The sequence below is a fragment of the Oceanisphaera sediminis genome, assembly GCF_039539745.1.
Lineage (GTDB): Bacteria > Pseudomonadota > Gammaproteobacteria > Enterobacterales > Aeromonadaceae > Oceanimonas > Oceanimonas sediminis.
In genome coordinates, this window is record NZ_BAABDS010000051.1 from 52,948 (window position 1) to 67,811 (window position 14,864).

A 14,864-nucleotide genomic window follows, 5' to 3' on the forward strand; every position below is an offset into this window, starting at 1 on the left:
AAACGCCCGAATGCCGATGAAGGTCTGAGCGCCGAATGAGAAAGGCAGTATTGCAGGGGCTCATAAATCAAAAAATATAAAATTTATTATGTATATATTAATTTTTGTGATGTTAGATGTGAATGAGATGATACAGAATGAACTGCCATCGGCCTCAGGTGGGCTCTCCCGGCTTGCCGAGGCTGGCAGCCTTGATGGTGGCTTCTACGTCTTCGGCAAAAATTCTGACGAACTCCTGCGGGGCGGGAGACACCCGCATCGCCATGCTGAACTCCGACTGCCAGGACAGATCAAGATGATCGATGGCGCGCATTTCGCCGCGCTCGACCCATTGCCTGGCGTAATGTGTCGGCAGAAAACCGAGAAAACTGCCGCTGGTGATCAGAATCGCCTGCGCTTCCATATTGGATACCATGGCCACATCCCACGCTTTCATCAGCCCCTGCAGCTCGGCATGGTGCAGATAGGTACGAGAAGACACCGGGTATTGTCTTAGGGTCTCGAGGGTGATGTCGGCATTCGCCAGCCCAAACAGCGGATGACGGCGGCCACAGTAAAAACCGTGATCTTCCATGCACAGGTGCCGATAACTCAGCCCGCTGTGCCGGTTATGAAACAAGCCCAGCGCGATATGCAGGTTGCCGTTAAGCAGCTCCCGCTCCAGCTCTTCGGGAGGAAGCACCACCAATTTGAGTGATACGTCGTTCTTGCGGCCATAAAAACGGTGAATCGCTTCAGAGATGGGAAAGTCGTGATTGGTAATGGTGCTGTCAATCAGGCCCAGCCGCAGCGTTCCGGTCAGTTTGTCGCGCAGTTCGCCCAGCTCGGATTCAAAGTCCGAAATGTTGTTCAGCATATCGCGACACTTGCGATAGACCAGCTGCCCCTTCTCGGTCAGGCTGAAGCCACTGCGCCCACGATGGCACAGCTGAAAGCCGAGCCGAATCTCGAAGTCACGAATATGGGTACTGATCGCCGGCTGGCTCATGCCCAGTACCGACTCGGCACCGACAAAGCCACCGTATTCCGCCACGGTGCAGAAGGTCAGCATATGTTTCATCGAGTAGCTTGCCATTGCGTCTCCGGAGTGTGTGGCCTGCGCCGAAAATACATTAATTTTTAAAATGTATACATATCAAAATTTATATTTTTGGATGCATGGCGCTTTGCAATACTGCGATTGTTACGAATGGATTCACATTATTGTCACAAGAAAACAACCTGGCAATCGAAGGAGATGATGAACATGACCGCATTTAAAAAACAACTGAAAGCACTGGCACTTTCAGTCTCTGTCGCCCTGACCCCCGCCCTCGCCATGGCCGAAGAATGGAAGTTTGCCATCGAGGAAATTCCCGGTTCGATCATGGATGCCTACGCTCAGGAGTTCAAGAAGCGCATCGAAGACAAGACCAACGGCGATGTCACCATCAAAATCTATCCCCTCGGCTCTCTGGGTACCCCCACCGAGCTGGTCGAACAGGTCGCCGACAGCGTAGTGCAGTTTGCCAACGTCTCGGTGGGCAACCTGGGCACCATAGTACCCGAGTCGCAGATTTTTCTGCTGACTTATACCCTGCCCTCAGACTCGGACGCTACCGCCAATTTACTGGGTTCCAGTCCGGTGATTTACGATGAACTCGGTAAGGACTTTGAAGCCAAGGGCCTGAAACTGCACACCATGTACTCCGAAGGCCCGCAGGTCTGGACCACCAACCGGGAAATTCGCACCCCCGCCGACTTCGATAACTTCAAGATGCGCGTCATGGTCTCTCCCATTCTGCTCAAGGCTTACGATGATCTGGGTGCCAGCCCCACTCCGCTGCCCTTTGGCGAAGTCTATGGTGCCCTGCAGCTCAAGCAGGTCGACGGCCAGATAAACCCGGTGCCGGCCATCGAAGAAATGAAGTTTTACGAAGTCACCGACTACATGATCTGGGCCGGTGAGCAGGAGCTGGTCACCACTGTGATGTCGGGCACCGACTGGTATGACAGCCTGCCCGCCAATCGCAAGCAGCTAATCCGCGACACCACCGCCGGCATGCAGAACTTCATGCACGACGTGGTCGAGCAGTTCAACGAAGACAAGCTGGCCAAAATCAAGGCGGCCAAACCCGATATCAGAATGATTGAGCTGACCGCAGAAGAACGCGCCGCCTTCCGTGAACGCAGCAAGGCCACCCACTCGGCCTATATCGACATCACCGGAGAACGGGGACAGGTTCTGCTCGATGCACTGCTGACCGAGGTCGACACGACCACACATTAACCTGCCGTTGCCAGCTCCCTGCCCGGCAAGGGGGCTGGTCTTTTACTCCGCTTACCCGGACCGAGGTCAAGCCGATGCCCTTATATACCGCCCTGACCAGAATGTTGACCCTTACCGACAAGCTCATCGGCAAAGCCGAGATCTACGTGCTTGGCTGGGGCATCATCATCATGGCCACCAACACCATTGCCAATGTGTTTGGCCGTTACCTGTTTTCGCAAAGTATCTATTTCACCGAAGAGCTCAACGAATTCCTGATCGTGATCATCACCTTTATGGGGCTGGGGTATGTGACCCGCAAGGGCCGTCATATTCGCATGTCTGCGCTCTATGACCTGTTGTCGGCACGCTACAAGAAACTGCTGATGATCGTTATCGCCTCCCTGACCGCGGTGGCCATGTTCATGCTCGCCTGGTATGCCTTCGAGTACGTCGCCAAGCTGGCCAGCCGCGGACGGGTTACCCCTGCACTGCAGTTTCCCCTTTACCTGACCTACATCTGGGTGGTGATCGGTTTCGCCGTCACCGGCATTCAGTATGTATTGACCGCATTCAGAAACCTGAATCTGTCCGATGAGCATGTCTATATCTCGTTCACCACGGTGGATGAATATCTGGACCCCGAGATTGCCGAAGTAATGCATCTGTACCAACAGGATCATACGGTTGAAAACCCCGATCAAGAGCAGACAGTAAAAGCAACGAGTGAACCACTTGGCTATCAGGAGAATAAATCATGACGATGATGATGCTGGGAGTAATGATCCTGCTGCTGTTGGCCGGTTTCCCGATGATGATGCCGCTGCTGGCGGCGGCCATGCTGGCCTTTATTCTCTATATGCCGGACCTGAGCCTGCAGATGGTCGTACAACAGATGATCGGCGGAGTCAAACCGTCTGCCCTGATTGCCGTGCCCATGTTTATTCTCGCCGCCGATATCATCACCCGGGGCCATTCGGCCGATAGGCTGGTAGATGTGGTGATGCGCTTTATGGGTCACATCCGCGGCGGACTGGCCGTGTCGGTCACCGCCGCCTGCGCCCTGTTCGGTGCCGTGTGCGGCTCAACCCAGGCGACTGTGGTTGCGGTCGGCGGCGCCATGCGCCCACGCATGCTGAAGGCCGGTTACAACGATTCCTTTTCGATTGGCCTTATCGTTAATGCCGCCGATCTGGCGTACCTGATCCCCCCATCCATCGGCATGATTATCTATGGCGTCATCTCCGGCACCTCGATCTCGGAGCTGTTCATCGCCGGTCTGGGGCCCGGGCTGCTGATCATAGTGCTGTTTTCACTCTACTGCATCTGGTATGCCAAACGGCACAATATTCCCGTTGAACCCCGTGCCAGCTGGGCGGAGCGCCTGGTATCCATTCGCCGCGCTGTCTGGCCGCTGGGGTTTCCGGCCATCGTGGTCGGTGGCATCTATGGCGGCATTTTCAGCCCCACCGAAGCGGCAGCCGTGTGCGTACTTTATGCCTTGCTGCTGGAAGTCGTGGTCTTTCGTTCAATCAAGGTTCGCGATATTTTTGATATCGCCCTGTCCACCAGCGCCGTCACCTCGGTAGTGTTCATCCTGATCGCCGCCGGGGCCGCCTTTTCCTGGGTTCTATCTTACGCCCAGATCCCCCAGCAACTTATCGCCGCAATAGGGCTGGATGAAGCGGGCCCCATCATGACGCTGGTGGCCATCAACATCGCTTTTTTCATCGGCTGCATGTTCGTCGATTCGGTGGTGGTGATCCTGATTCTGGTGCCCATCTTCGCGCCCTTGATCAAGGCCGCCGGGCTTGACCCCGTGCTGGTAGGCGTACTGATCACCCTGCAGGTCGCGATTGGCGCCGCCACCCCTCCGTTCGGCTGTAACATCTTTACCGCCGTCGCCGTGTTTAGGCGTCCGTTTATCGATGTCATCCGTGGGGTACCGCCGTTCCTGCTGATCCTGCTGGTGGTGACCGTCTTGCTGATTGCCTTTCCGCAGATAGCCCTGCTGCTGAGAGATCTCGCGTTCCGGTAACGTTCTGGAATATAAGGTGTGAGGTACAAGGATACATACCCACGCGTTACGCAACTCACCAACAAAAAGCCCCGCTTGTGCGGGGCTTTTGAGTTTAGTCGAGCTGGCTGCGCAGCCAGTCCAGTACCTGCACATAGTGGCCGGGTAGCATAGGCTGCAGCTGGTCGAGCGCCGCCTTGGTGTCGGCATGGTTGTCGAGGCAGAAGTTGATGTGACCCACCTTGCGGCCGGGACGTACTTCCTTGCCGTACCAGTACAGCTCGGCACCGGGTACCGAGAGCCAGGCGTCGTCTTTGTCTACGCCCACCAGGTTGACCATGACGCTCAGGTTTTTCACTCGCGGTTCCACCAGCGGCAGCTTGGCCACGGCACGTAAATGAGCTTCAAACTGGCTGACGCTGGCACCGGCCTGGGTCCAGTGACCGCTGTTGTGCACGCGCGGTGCCAGTTCGTTGATCAACAGGTGATCGCCTACCCGGAAGCATTCCATCGCCATCACGCCCACATAATCGAGGTCGTTCATCAGGGTGGCCAGCATTTGCTCGGCTTCGGCCTGCAAATGAGCCAGCCGTGCCAATGGTGCAACCGAGCCCAGCAGAATGCCGTTAACGTGCAGATTGAGGGTCAGCGGGTAGAAAAAGCACTGACCGTCGGCGCCACGCATGCCCACGACCGACATTTCTTCGTCGAAGTCGATGGCCTGCTCGGCAATGGCCTGGGTGTGCCAGTCATCGGGAATGGCGTCCTGGCCCGGATCACGCAGCCAGTGCTGGCCACGGCCGTCATAACCGCCGGTGCGGCGCTTGAGCAGCACTCGCTCGCCCAGCTGCTGGTGCAGATCGTCGGCGGAGGTCTCGGTTTCAACCAGCTGCCAGGGCGCGGTGGCCAGACCCAGCTTGTCGATCAGCGACTTTTGCGTAAAGCGGTCGGCCAGAATGGGAAAGGTGTCGAGGTTAACAAACGCCGGGTGAGCCGACAGCTGGCGGGTGGCGGCGGTGTCGGGCCACTGTTCCCGCTCGGCGGTCACCTGCTCGTGCGGCAGCAGCGGAAAGGTCTCTTCCGACTCGATGTCGACCGGACGCACGTCCAGATTAAGCGGCATGCCCGCATGCTTCAGCATCTGGCCCAATTGGCCGGCGCCGAGTACCCAGATACGGCTCATGCTTCCTCCCGCGGATCGGGGTTACCCAATACGGTCTCGGTTTGTGCCTTGCGAAAGGCGTCCAGCCGCTCGGCCAGGGCCGGATCGTTGTTGGCCAGCATCTGGCAGGCCATCAGACCCGCATTGAAGGCACCGGCTTCGCCGATGGCCAGGGTGCCCACGGCCACGCCTTTGGGCATTTGCACGATAGACAGCAGGCTGTCCATGCCGTTCAGCGCCTTGCTTTGTACCGGTACACCCAGCACCGGCAAACGGGTCTTGGACGCCACCATGCCGGGCAGGTGCGCGGCACCGCCGGCGCCGGCGATGATAACCTGAAAACCGCGCGCCACGGCCTGTTCGCCAAACTCCATGAGTCGATCTGGGGTGCGGTGAGCCGACACCACTTCCACTTCATAGGCTACTTGCAGCTTGTCCATGATTTCTGCTGCGCCCTGCATGGTGGGCCAATCACTTTTCGAGCCCATGATGACGGCAACTTTTGCTTGCATGACAACTCCTGTTCAACAACGTTCAGCATTTAGGTGGATCCGGGGGAGCGCGGATTATACCGAAACGACGGTTTGGCGGCTAGTCGGCAACCGCCCAAGGGTGGACATTACCCGACGCTGTCGCTAAGGTATAGTCGCTCAAAAGCTGGCCAACATGCATTTTTAAGGAGGTGACCGCCATATGATAGGCGCAATTGAATCTGTTCCCTGAATCACGGCCCCGTGCCGTCGACCGCACATTACCAGGCTATCGCCAACGTCTCTAAGTAAGTTGCTGTTATTTAATGCCGATCCCGTCAGGGATTCCCGCGTCCGTTGCCGCTAGCCAGGTCGTCTTAACCTGCGCCAGGTTCGGTGCCGTTTATCCGGTGCCGTTTGCCTGCGTATCTGTCTGCTTCACTCGCACGACAAGGAGATGAACTTGGAGCTCTATCAATTTTCCAGCACTACGGTGCTGCTGTTACTGGCCGCCTTTTATGGTGGTACCTACCTGATCACCACCTTTATCAAAAAGGAACAGGAAGACACCGACGCCTTTATGGTATCCAACCACAGTGTGGGCTTCGGCATGGGCGCGGCCAGCATGACTGCCACCTGGATTTGGGCGGCCTCTTTCTATGCTGCCGCTACCTCGGGCTACACCTACGGGGTGTCTGGCCCCTTGCATTACGGCTTTTGGGGTGCGCTGATGATTCTGTTCATCTATCCCTTCGGCCGCCGTTTTCGCGCGCTGGCGCCCAATGCCCATACCCTGGGTGAAATCATTCATGCCCGTCACGGCTCTTCAAGCCAGCTGATCCTGGCCCTGTCCAATCTGCTGGGCAGCCTCATCAGCCTGATGGTCAACTTTACCGCCGCCGGTGCCCTGGTGTCGGTGCTGTCACCGCTGTCGTTTCAGGCCGGGGTGATCATCGCCGGTGCCGGTGTGCTGAGCTATACCCTGTGGTCGGGCTTTCGCGCCTCGGTACTGACCGACTTTGCCCAGCTGATAGCCTTGATGGCGGTGGCCATCGTGATTATTCCTGCGGTGCTGTTCGCCATGGGCGGGCCAAGCGAAATGCTGAACGGCTTCGACAATCTCAGCCTGGAGCAGGCCGATATTTTCTCGATGGATGCCATTATGCATCAGGGCGCGCCCTACTTCGTGGCGGTGCTGGCCTATGCCATTGGTAACCAGACCATTGCCCAGCGTTTGTTTGCGGTAAACGAAAAACACATCAAGCCCACCTTCATCACCGCCACCCTCGGCTACGGTGCCATCGTGATCGGCCTGGGCATGATTGGCCTGATGGCGCTCACCACCGGGGTGGAGCCGCTGAACGGCGACATGAACAACCTGATCCCGCAAATGGTGTCTGCTTATCTGCCGCCGGTGTTCATTGCCCTGTTCTTCATTCTGGTGATTGGCTCGCTGTCGTCTACCGCCGATTCGGACTTGTCTGCCCTGTCGGCGATCATGATGGCCGATGTCTACGGCAAGAACATCGCCAAAGGCAAGGCCGATCCCAAACGCATGCTGTTTATCGGCCGCCTGACCATGGTGGCGGCCACCATGATCGGCATCGTGTTTGCCAGCTTCTCGCTCGACATTCTGGTGATGCTGGTGTTTGTGGGAGCGCTGTGGGGCGCCATTGTGTTTCCGGTTATCGCCAGCTGTTTCTGGAACCGGGTCACCAATCGCGCCTTTACCAGCGCGGTGATTGCCGGCCTGCTGATGTTCTGCATCGCCCGTTTCGAACTGCTGCCCATGACCGGAGCCATTGGCGTGCTGTTCGAACTGCTGGCAAGCATAGGTGGCGGCGTGGTAGTCGGCCTGATGGTGTTCGGCTTTCTCGGCACCCGCGCCGGTTTTGCGGCCGGCATTATTGCCGGGGTGGCGCTGATGTTCTTTGCCACCGGCTTCTTGCGTGAATACACGGTGTTGTTGTCATCCCTGGTGGCCTACGGCGTCAGCACCCTGGTGTGCGTGGTAATGAGCCTGATGCAGCGCCAGGAGTTCGACTTTGCGCTGATTGCCCAGCGTGTCGGCAATTATGACACCGGGTCCGCTACCCTTCACGACAACCCGGTCTCCCTGAAATCCGTCCATCTGGCCAAGGAGTCTTCATGAACGAACTGACATTAGGCGCTTATATTCTGATCTGGCCCGCCCTCACCCTGTGGGTGCTGGTGGTGATCTGCAAGGCGGTACTGAAAGACGTGCGCGCCGCCAAAAAGGAAAACCGCGAACTGGTGTAATGACCGGTATCACGGCTGGTAAAACAACAAAGGCGGCCCTTGGGTTCGCCTTTTTTCATGGTCAGCACAGGATCAGCAGCCAATTATTCGGCCGCATCTCTTTTTATTTCCTGCACTTTTATACAGGCACTCGGCTCATCCCCCAGGCTGTCGGGCTTCCTTGGGGGTAATGCCAAAACGACTCTTGAAGCTGCGGCAAAAATGAGCCTGATCACTAAAGCCCCATTTATAGGCAATATCGGCCAGGGTTCTGCCTGTGCCGCTGCGGCGGATGTCGGCCACGGCTCCCTGCAGGCGTATTTCGCGGATCCACTGGCTTACACTAAACTCCTCCCCCTGAAACAGCTTGTGCAGGTAGCGGGTAGAGATGCCGCAGGCCGCCGCCACCTGTTCCGGGTTCAGATTCGAATCACGGATGTGTTCACGAATATACTGCTCCACCCGTTGCTGATGCACCTGACACAAGCCGCTGTCTTCACTGGCGATGGCACGCGGATCGCCTTCCACCGCCAGTGCGAACAGTTCTATCAGCTGGCGCAGCAGGGGCTCCGTCTGACGGTCGTCCAAATAGGCCACCTGCTGGGTGATGCTGCGGAAAAAATCGAAAAAAACGGCACCCAACCCCTGGCTACGATCGAACTCGCTGAACAGGTGGCGCTCGGGCAGCCGCAATCGGGCACGCAGCAAAGAGTCGGGCACCCGCAGCACCCACAGGCTGTTGTCGTTCTGATACTCGAATTCGTAGGGTTTGTCGCTACGCTCCAGAATGAAGCTGCCGGGTCGGCAACGCACGCTGCGCCGATCCTGGCTGAAATGCACTTCCTGCCGCTCGGGAATGGTGATAAGAAAATGGTTATCGCCGTGCGGCTTGATATGCTGCCGCAGACGTTGGTACTGGGTAGGGGAGCTGCTCAGGAACGAGATGCCAAACGGCGCCACGTCCCAGTTCCACAACTGCCCGTAAAAGCCCTGTCGTTCGGTGAAACGCAGGTCCATATCGAAATAGGTGCTTCCTATCACCTCACGCCAGTAGTCCTGCCGCTCCGGCATCGGCAACAGCGTGGTGAGATGGCATGAATGCATGCTCGCTCCTTCGCAAATCCATTGCGTCTTGTTCGATCAAAAAAACGCCGGCCATGGTAAACCCGGGCCGGCGGCAATCACAAGGGACATTGTGATAAAGATGTTACATTACTTCAATCGAGTCAGGCGATAGCAGTTGTTGGCCTCCAGCACCAGGCACCAGCCCGGACGTACCACTATGTTGGTGGTCGGCTCTTCCACCACTGCCGGCCCCATGATCTCCAGCCCCACGTCAAGCCGTTCACCGCTGTAGACACCGGTTTCAATCCAGTGGCCGTCGGCATCGAACAGCATGGGTCTGTGGCCCATCAAGGCGTCGGCCAGGGTGCGGCCAGTGGCGGCCAGCTGCTGCGCCGGCGGCTTGCTCACCTTGCCGGTGAGGGTAGATTCAATGTTCACCAACTCTACCGGATTGTTCGGCTCGCTGTAGGTATACAGCTCTTCGTGGCGGCGGTGGAAGGCCTCGAGCAGGCCGTCTATCGTATCGGGAGTAATTTCGCCGCCGGGGAGTTCGACCGGACATTCGTGGATCTGCCCCTGATAGCGCATTTCCACGCTGCGCGACAGGCTGATGTCGCCCAACTGGAAGCCATCGGCCAGCAGATGTTCGGTGCCCTGGCTCTCCAGCTCGTGAAAGCGTTCGTTGAGCAGGCTCAGTTCCGCCTCCCGATGAATAGGCATGGGTTCCGAGGCCAGATAGTTGTAGCGCACGTCCGAGATGATCTGGCCGAAGGCGCAGAACACGGAAGCCACCTTGGGCACCAGCACGGTACGGCTGCCAATTTCCTCGGCCAGGGAGCTGATGTGCATGCCGGCCGCGCCACCGGCACAGACCAGGGCGAAGTCGCGCGGATCATAGCCCCGCTCGATGGAGACCCGGCGAATACCGTTGACCATGTTGAGGTTGACGATGGTGCTGATACCGTAGGCCGCCTTTTCCACGCTGATGCCTAGCGGGTCGGCCACATGCTTTTTCACCGCCTGCCAGGCCGCATCCCGATTCAGACGGATGGTGCCGCCGAGCACGGCGTCCGGGTTAAGGTAGCCGAGCACCAGGTTGGCGTCGGTCACGGTAGGACGGGTGCCCCCCTTGCCGTAGCACACGGGCCCAGGGGTTGCGCCCGCACTTTCGGGGCCCACCTGCAACATGCCGAATTCGTCCACCTGACAGATGGATCCGCCGCCGGCGCCCAGGGTTTCCACCTGGATCATGGGCACGCCGATACGGTAGCGCAGAAAGTCGATGTCCTTGCTCAGGTTGGTGTGGCTGTCCTTGGTCAGGGTGATGTCGAACGAGGTGCCGCCCATGTCCACCGTAATCACGTTTTCGATGTCGAAGGGACGCGCCACGTAAAGACCGGCCTGGGGCGCCGAGGCCGGGCCCGAGTTGATGGCGTTGACCGCCCTGCCCTGCATGGCCTCGCCGATGGCCAAACCGCCGTTGGACTGAAAGTAACGCACCGGGTATTTGGCGCCCAGATTCCTGAAGTATTCGTCGATACGCTCCACATAGCGACGCATCACCGGGCTCAGGTAGGCGTTCACGACCGTGGTGGAGGTGCGGCTGTATTCGCGGATCTGCGGGTATACCTCACTGCCGGTACACACGAAGATCCCGGGCAGCAGTTGCTCGATCAGCTCCTTGGCTCGCCGCTCGTGGGCCGGGTTGCGCACCGCCCACAGGAAGGAGATGGCCACGCTTTCGACCTGCTGCTCTTTGAAATAGGCCGCCGCCTCGCGGATTTGCTGCTCGTTGAGCGGGCTGTACTCGGTGCCATCGGCCAGAAAGCGACCGTCTATGCCCCGGCGCAAATGGCGCGGCACTATCATGTGAGCCGGGGGGAAGTCGGCCTCGTAGCGATAACCTTCTTCCTTGTGGCCCAGTCGAATTTCTATGCTGTCTTCGTGGCCCGTGCTGCACAGCAGACCCACCTTGACCCCTTTTTTCTCGATTAACGCATTGAGCGCCACCGTGGTGCCATTGATGCACAAATCGCATTCCTGCACTATCTGGCTCACCGGCTTGTTGAGTGCCTCGGCAATCTGTCCCAGGCCGTGGTGAATGGCAATGGTGCCGTCTTCGGGGGTAGACGGGCTCTTGAATACCCGAATGTTGCCGTCGTTCTCGGCCAGTACGAAATCGGTGAAGGTGCCGCCGGCATCCACGCCCAGACGATATTTGCTACGCATAATCAGTTTCCTTACCTTTTAAAGAGTTCAGCCACGCAGGCGTTCGGTCTCGGCCCAGTTCACGCTCAGGCAGTCGGGGTTGAGCGCCACGCCATATTCCAGTTCGGCCGCTTCCAGCGATACCAGACCGTTGCGCACGTCTTCCAGCACAGCTTGGGGGTCCCGCTCGAAGGCCGGGCCATAGCCACCACCGCCCGGGTTGATGTTGGTTACCCGCTCGCCCGGTTTAATGGTGAGCATGGTGTTGTGCTTGTGCACCTGCTGGCCGTCTGCCCTGTCCACCACCAGCTTGCCCAGCTTGGGCTCAAGCAGCAGGTTTTCGGCACCTGCCGCCCCCAGGGTGGCAATCTGGCGGCCTTCGCCGAAGGCGATGACCTGCATTTCGTGATCTCTCGGCTCCACTTCCCAGGCCGTGCCCGAGCCACCGCGATACTTGCCGGCACCCCCGCTGTCCTGCAGCAGGCCGTAGCGGTGAATGATGATGGGATAGGAATATTCGAGCAGCTCGACGTCACCGGAGCTGAGCGCACCGAAGCAGCACAAGGGCCCCACCGCGTGCCAGCCATCCATTACCTGGGTGGCACCGGCGCCGGAGATAATGGACGCCAGTACCATGGTCACGTACTGTTCGCCGCTGCGCGGATCCATGCCCGCTATGTTGATGCCGCTGGCATGGCCCCAGGACGCGGTGACCCGTTCGGGAGCGGCCTGCTCCAGAGCCTGGCGCACGGCGTCGGTCAGGGTTTCCATTGGGGTGGTTGTACAGTTGACATGTGGCGCCGGCTCAACCGCATTACACAGGGTACCCTTCTCGCCCAGATCCACGGTTACACAGCGATACAGGCCCTCGTTGTAGGGCGGCGGCAGCTGGGCAAACATCATCAGGCCCAGATAGACGCCGGACAGAGAGTTACCCTCGTAAGAGTTGATGAAATACGGGATTTGCGGCGGGCTCTGCACGGCAATGTGAAGCTGGTCGCCGGTGACCGTGATGGTACTGGTGATCTCCATCTCGCCAAAGCCGTGGCCGGCATCTTCCAGCATGGCACTGCCATGGTAGACGCCATCGGGCACGTCGCGGATCAGTGAGCGCATCTGCCGGTCGGCCATGTCTTTCAGCTCGGCGATGCAGGCCTTGACCGTGTCCACCCCGTATTTGTCGAGCAGAGCAATCAGATTGCGCTCCCCCACCCGGCAGGCGCCGTACTGGGCGTTGATGTCCCCTTCCTGATCGCGCCTTGCGCGCATGTTGGTGAGCAGCAGGTTGATCACGTCGTTCCGAGGCTTGCCCTGTTCCCACAGCTTGACCGGCGGAATGCGCAGGCCCTCGGCGTAAATTTCCTTGGCGTCCGGGTTATAACCGGCCGGTACCGGGCCGCCGATGTCGGTGAGGTGACCCTTGCACACGGTCCAGAACACCAGCTCGCCTTGGTAGAACACCGGTTTGTACATGCAGCAGTCGAGGATGTGACTGCCCTTGTAGGCCGGGTCGTTGTGATAGATGACGTCCCCTTCCTGAATATCGTCGCCATAAAATTCGGCTACCGCCTTCATGGCCGGGATCAGCGAGCCCAGGTGAATGGGAATGTCCTGCCCCTGAAGAATCATCTCGGGAAAATGGTCGAACAGGGCGTTACTGTAATCGTGAGCCAGGTTGAATACACTGGATCGCCCGGTTTTTTCCAGGGTGAGCGTCATTTCCCGCTGGGTGGTTTCCAGCGCTCCGCGCACCACCGCCAGGGTTATGGGATCTACATGTGTGGCCATCGTCTACCTTCCGTTTTATGACTGGCTGAATGACGGTTAACAAACTGTTACCGCAACGTTTCGCCGCCAGTATAAAAGCCGTTCCCCCCGGCCGAATTGACGATGAGCGCACCCGCTTTTGACCATCAACGCACCCGGCGGTGATGCACTGGCTGGCAATAGCCGATGCGCTCAGGTGCAATTTTCTTCCTGCCGGCTCCTTTTATGCTGCATGGGTTAGTAATGGCTCAACAGGGGTTGAGCCTTATCCCGCGTGAAAAGGAGTTTGCCATGGCGAATATTTCGCATCCCCAGAGTTCGGATCCGGACTTTACCCGTTCACCCGTGCCCCAGAGCGCACGCATGTCCCGTTTCGGCCTGACCATGGCCTGGTGGTCGGTGTGCAGTGCCATGTTCTGGCTGGTCGTGTCTGCCACGCTGGCCATTCATTACGGCACCGTAAATACCCTTATCGGTCTGGGCCTGTCGGCACTGTGCTACAGCCTGATCAATGCCGTTATCAGCCGCCATGCCATCCGTACCGGGCTGTCGGTGGGGCTTTTTTCCCAAACCCTGCTGGGAAGGTCGGGGGCGGCCCTTGCCACCCTGATCTTCTTCGCCACCGCCATTTATTACGGGGTGTTCGAAGGCTCGGTGATCGCGGTGGCCATTCAGGGTTACTTTCCGTCCCTGACCCTGAACCAGGCCTATCTGCTGGTGGTGCTCTACAGCGTGCCTCTGGTGCTGGGCAGCGTGCAGCGCTGGCTCGACAAGCTTAACGGCGTGCTGCTGCCCTTCTACCTGCTGGGGCTGGCGGCGGCGGTGCTGATGACCCTCAACACCTACGGCTACAGCCATGCCTGGCTGGAACTGGGGCCGGAAGGCGGTGCGCCAGCCGACGGCTGGTGGCGCTGCTTCAGCTACTTCATGGGAGTGTGGATCCTGATGATGTACACCTGGGACTATGCCCGCATGGGCAAGGAGGAAGACGCCGACTACCACGCCCGTTTCAATTTCGGCCTGCCCTTCTATGCGTTTACCTTTCTGGTCAACGGCGTGGTCGGCATCTTCCTGGCCGCCAGCATTCCCACCGATGGGCCCGTAACCGAGGTGTCGGTGGTGCTGGCGCTACTGAAGCTGATGGGCTTTGCCGGTCTGGCCTTCGTCTGGGTCAGCCAGACCCGCATCAACACCGCCAACTTCTATCTGGCTACCATCAACCTGCAGAGCTGTCTGGAAAAAGGGCTGGGTCTGCGGCTGCCGAAGCTTGCCTGCGGCGTGCTGGTGGGCGTGGTGGTCTATCTGCTGATGCTGACCAATGTGTTCGAGTTCATCCTGCAGGCGCTGGCCTATCAGGGCATCTTCGTGGTGGCCTGGGTGGGTCTGGCGCTGAGCCATATTTTCTTCGATCCGGGCACGGTACGCTACGGCGAGCAGGCTCCTCGTTTGCGCTCGGCCGGCCTGAGTGCCTGGCTGGCGGCAGCGGGGCTCGGCATCGGCTGCATGATGATGGGCGAACAGTGGAGCAACCTGTCGGCCCCCCTGTCTTTTGTGACCGCCTTCGTCCTCTATAGTCTGCTCAATCGGCGCTCAGCCCGCCTGGCCTCCGCATAGCAACCCTGAAGCAACAACCGCAGCCGGCGCATTATGTCCGGCTGTGACTCAAAC

General features: G+C 58.7%; 12 protein-coding genes. 6 read left to right on the forward strand and 6 right to left on the reverse strand.

Going from position 1 to position 14,864, the window contains the following annotated elements; genetic code table 11:
* Positions 1 to 154: 154 nt before the first annotated feature.
* Entirely contained in the window at positions 155 to 1,060 is a 906-nt protein-coding gene (locus tag ABD827_RS17230) for a LysR family transcriptional regulator (protein WP_344965924.1), read from the reverse strand.
* A gap of 186 nt (positions 1,061 to 1,246) precedes the next feature.
* Here ABD827_RS17230 and ABD827_RS17235 point away from each other — a divergent pair, with 186 nt between their 5' ends.
* From ABD827_RS17235 to ABD827_RS17245, 3 genes are all read left to right on the forward strand, one after another.
* Entirely contained in the window at positions 1,247 to 2,269 is a 1,023-nt protein-coding gene (locus tag ABD827_RS17235; protein ID WP_344965925.1) for a TRAP transporter substrate-binding protein, read from the forward strand.
* A gap of 74 nt (positions 2,270 to 2,343) precedes the next feature.
* A complete protein-coding gene (locus tag ABD827_RS17240) occupies positions 2,344 to 3,009 on the forward strand; it encodes a TRAP transporter small permease (protein ID WP_344965927.1) in 666 nt (221 codons plus the stop codon).
* Positions 3,006 to 4,286, forward strand: coding sequence for a TRAP transporter large permease (locus tag ABD827_RS17245; protein WP_344965928.1), 1,281 nt, complete (start codon positions 3,006 to 3,008; stop codon positions 4,284 to 4,286). The genes ABD827_RS17240 and ABD827_RS17245 overlap by 4 nt, the downstream gene beginning before the upstream one ends.
* 94 nt (positions 4,287 to 4,380) lie before the next feature.
* Here the strand turns inward: ABD827_RS17245 and purK are convergent, their stop codons facing one another.
* A complete protein-coding gene (gene purK / locus ABD827_RS17250) occupies positions 4,381 to 5,448 on the reverse strand; it encodes a 5-(carboxyamino)imidazole ribonucleotide synthase (RefSeq protein ID WP_344965929.1) in 1,068 nt (355 codons plus the stop codon).
* Positions 5,445 to 5,939: a 5-(carboxyamino)imidazole ribonucleotide mutase gene (purE, locus tag ABD827_RS17255; RefSeq protein WP_298716208.1), complete on the reverse strand. Its 495-nt coding sequence runs from the start codon at positions 5,937 to 5,939 to the stop codon at positions 5,445 to 5,447. The genes purK and purE overlap by 4 nt, the downstream gene beginning before the upstream one ends.
* A 415-nt stretch (positions 5,940 to 6,354) precedes the next feature.
* On the opposite strand from purE, the gene ABD827_RS17260 reads away from it, so the two are divergent.
* Positions 6,355 to 8,049 carry a sodium:solute symporter family protein gene (locus ABD827_RS17260; protein ID WP_344965930.1) on the forward strand — a complete coding sequence of 565 codons (1,695 nt, stop codon included), beginning with the start codon at positions 6,355 to 6,357 and terminating at the stop codon, positions 8,047 to 8,049.
* Entirely contained in the window at positions 8,046 to 8,177 is a 132-nt protein-coding gene (locus ABD827_RS17265; RefSeq protein WP_298716202.1) for a putative transporter small subunit, read from the forward strand. Before ABD827_RS17260 ends, ABD827_RS17265 begins: the two co-directional genes overlap by 4 nt.
* Positions 8,178 to 8,312: 135 nt before the next feature.
* Here the strand turns inward: ABD827_RS17265 and ABD827_RS17270 are convergent, their stop codons facing one another.
* The 3 genes from ABD827_RS17270 to capB form a co-directional block, all read right to left on the reverse strand.
* Positions 8,313 to 9,260, reverse strand: a complete 948-nt coding sequence (locus ABD827_RS17270) for an AraC-like ligand-binding domain-containing protein (protein WP_344965931.1) — start codon at positions 9,258 to 9,260, stop codon at positions 8,313 to 8,315.
* A 108-nt stretch (positions 9,261 to 9,368) separates the two neighbouring features.
* Complete coding sequence (capA, locus tag ABD827_RS17275; RefSeq protein ID WP_344965932.1) at positions 9,369 to 11,450, reverse strand: caprolactamase subunit alpha; 2,082 nt, start codon at positions 11,448 to 11,450, stop codon at positions 9,369 to 9,371.
* Between the two features lie 27 nt (positions 11,451 to 11,477).
* Positions 11,478 to 13,217, reverse strand: a complete 1,740-nt coding sequence (gene capB / locus ABD827_RS17280; RefSeq protein ID WP_344965933.1) for a caprolactamase subunit beta — start codon at positions 13,215 to 13,217, stop codon at positions 11,478 to 11,480.
* A gap of 270 nt (positions 13,218 to 13,487) precedes the next feature.
* Here capB and ABD827_RS17285 point away from each other — a divergent pair, with 270 nt between their 5' ends.
* Positions 13,488 to 14,810 carry a purine-cytosine permease family protein gene (locus tag ABD827_RS17285; RefSeq protein ID WP_344965935.1) on the forward strand — a complete coding sequence of 441 codons (1,323 nt, stop codon included), beginning with the start codon at positions 13,488 to 13,490 and terminating at the stop codon, positions 14,808 to 14,810.
* The last annotated feature ends 54 nt before the right edge of the window (positions 14,811 to 14,864 follow it).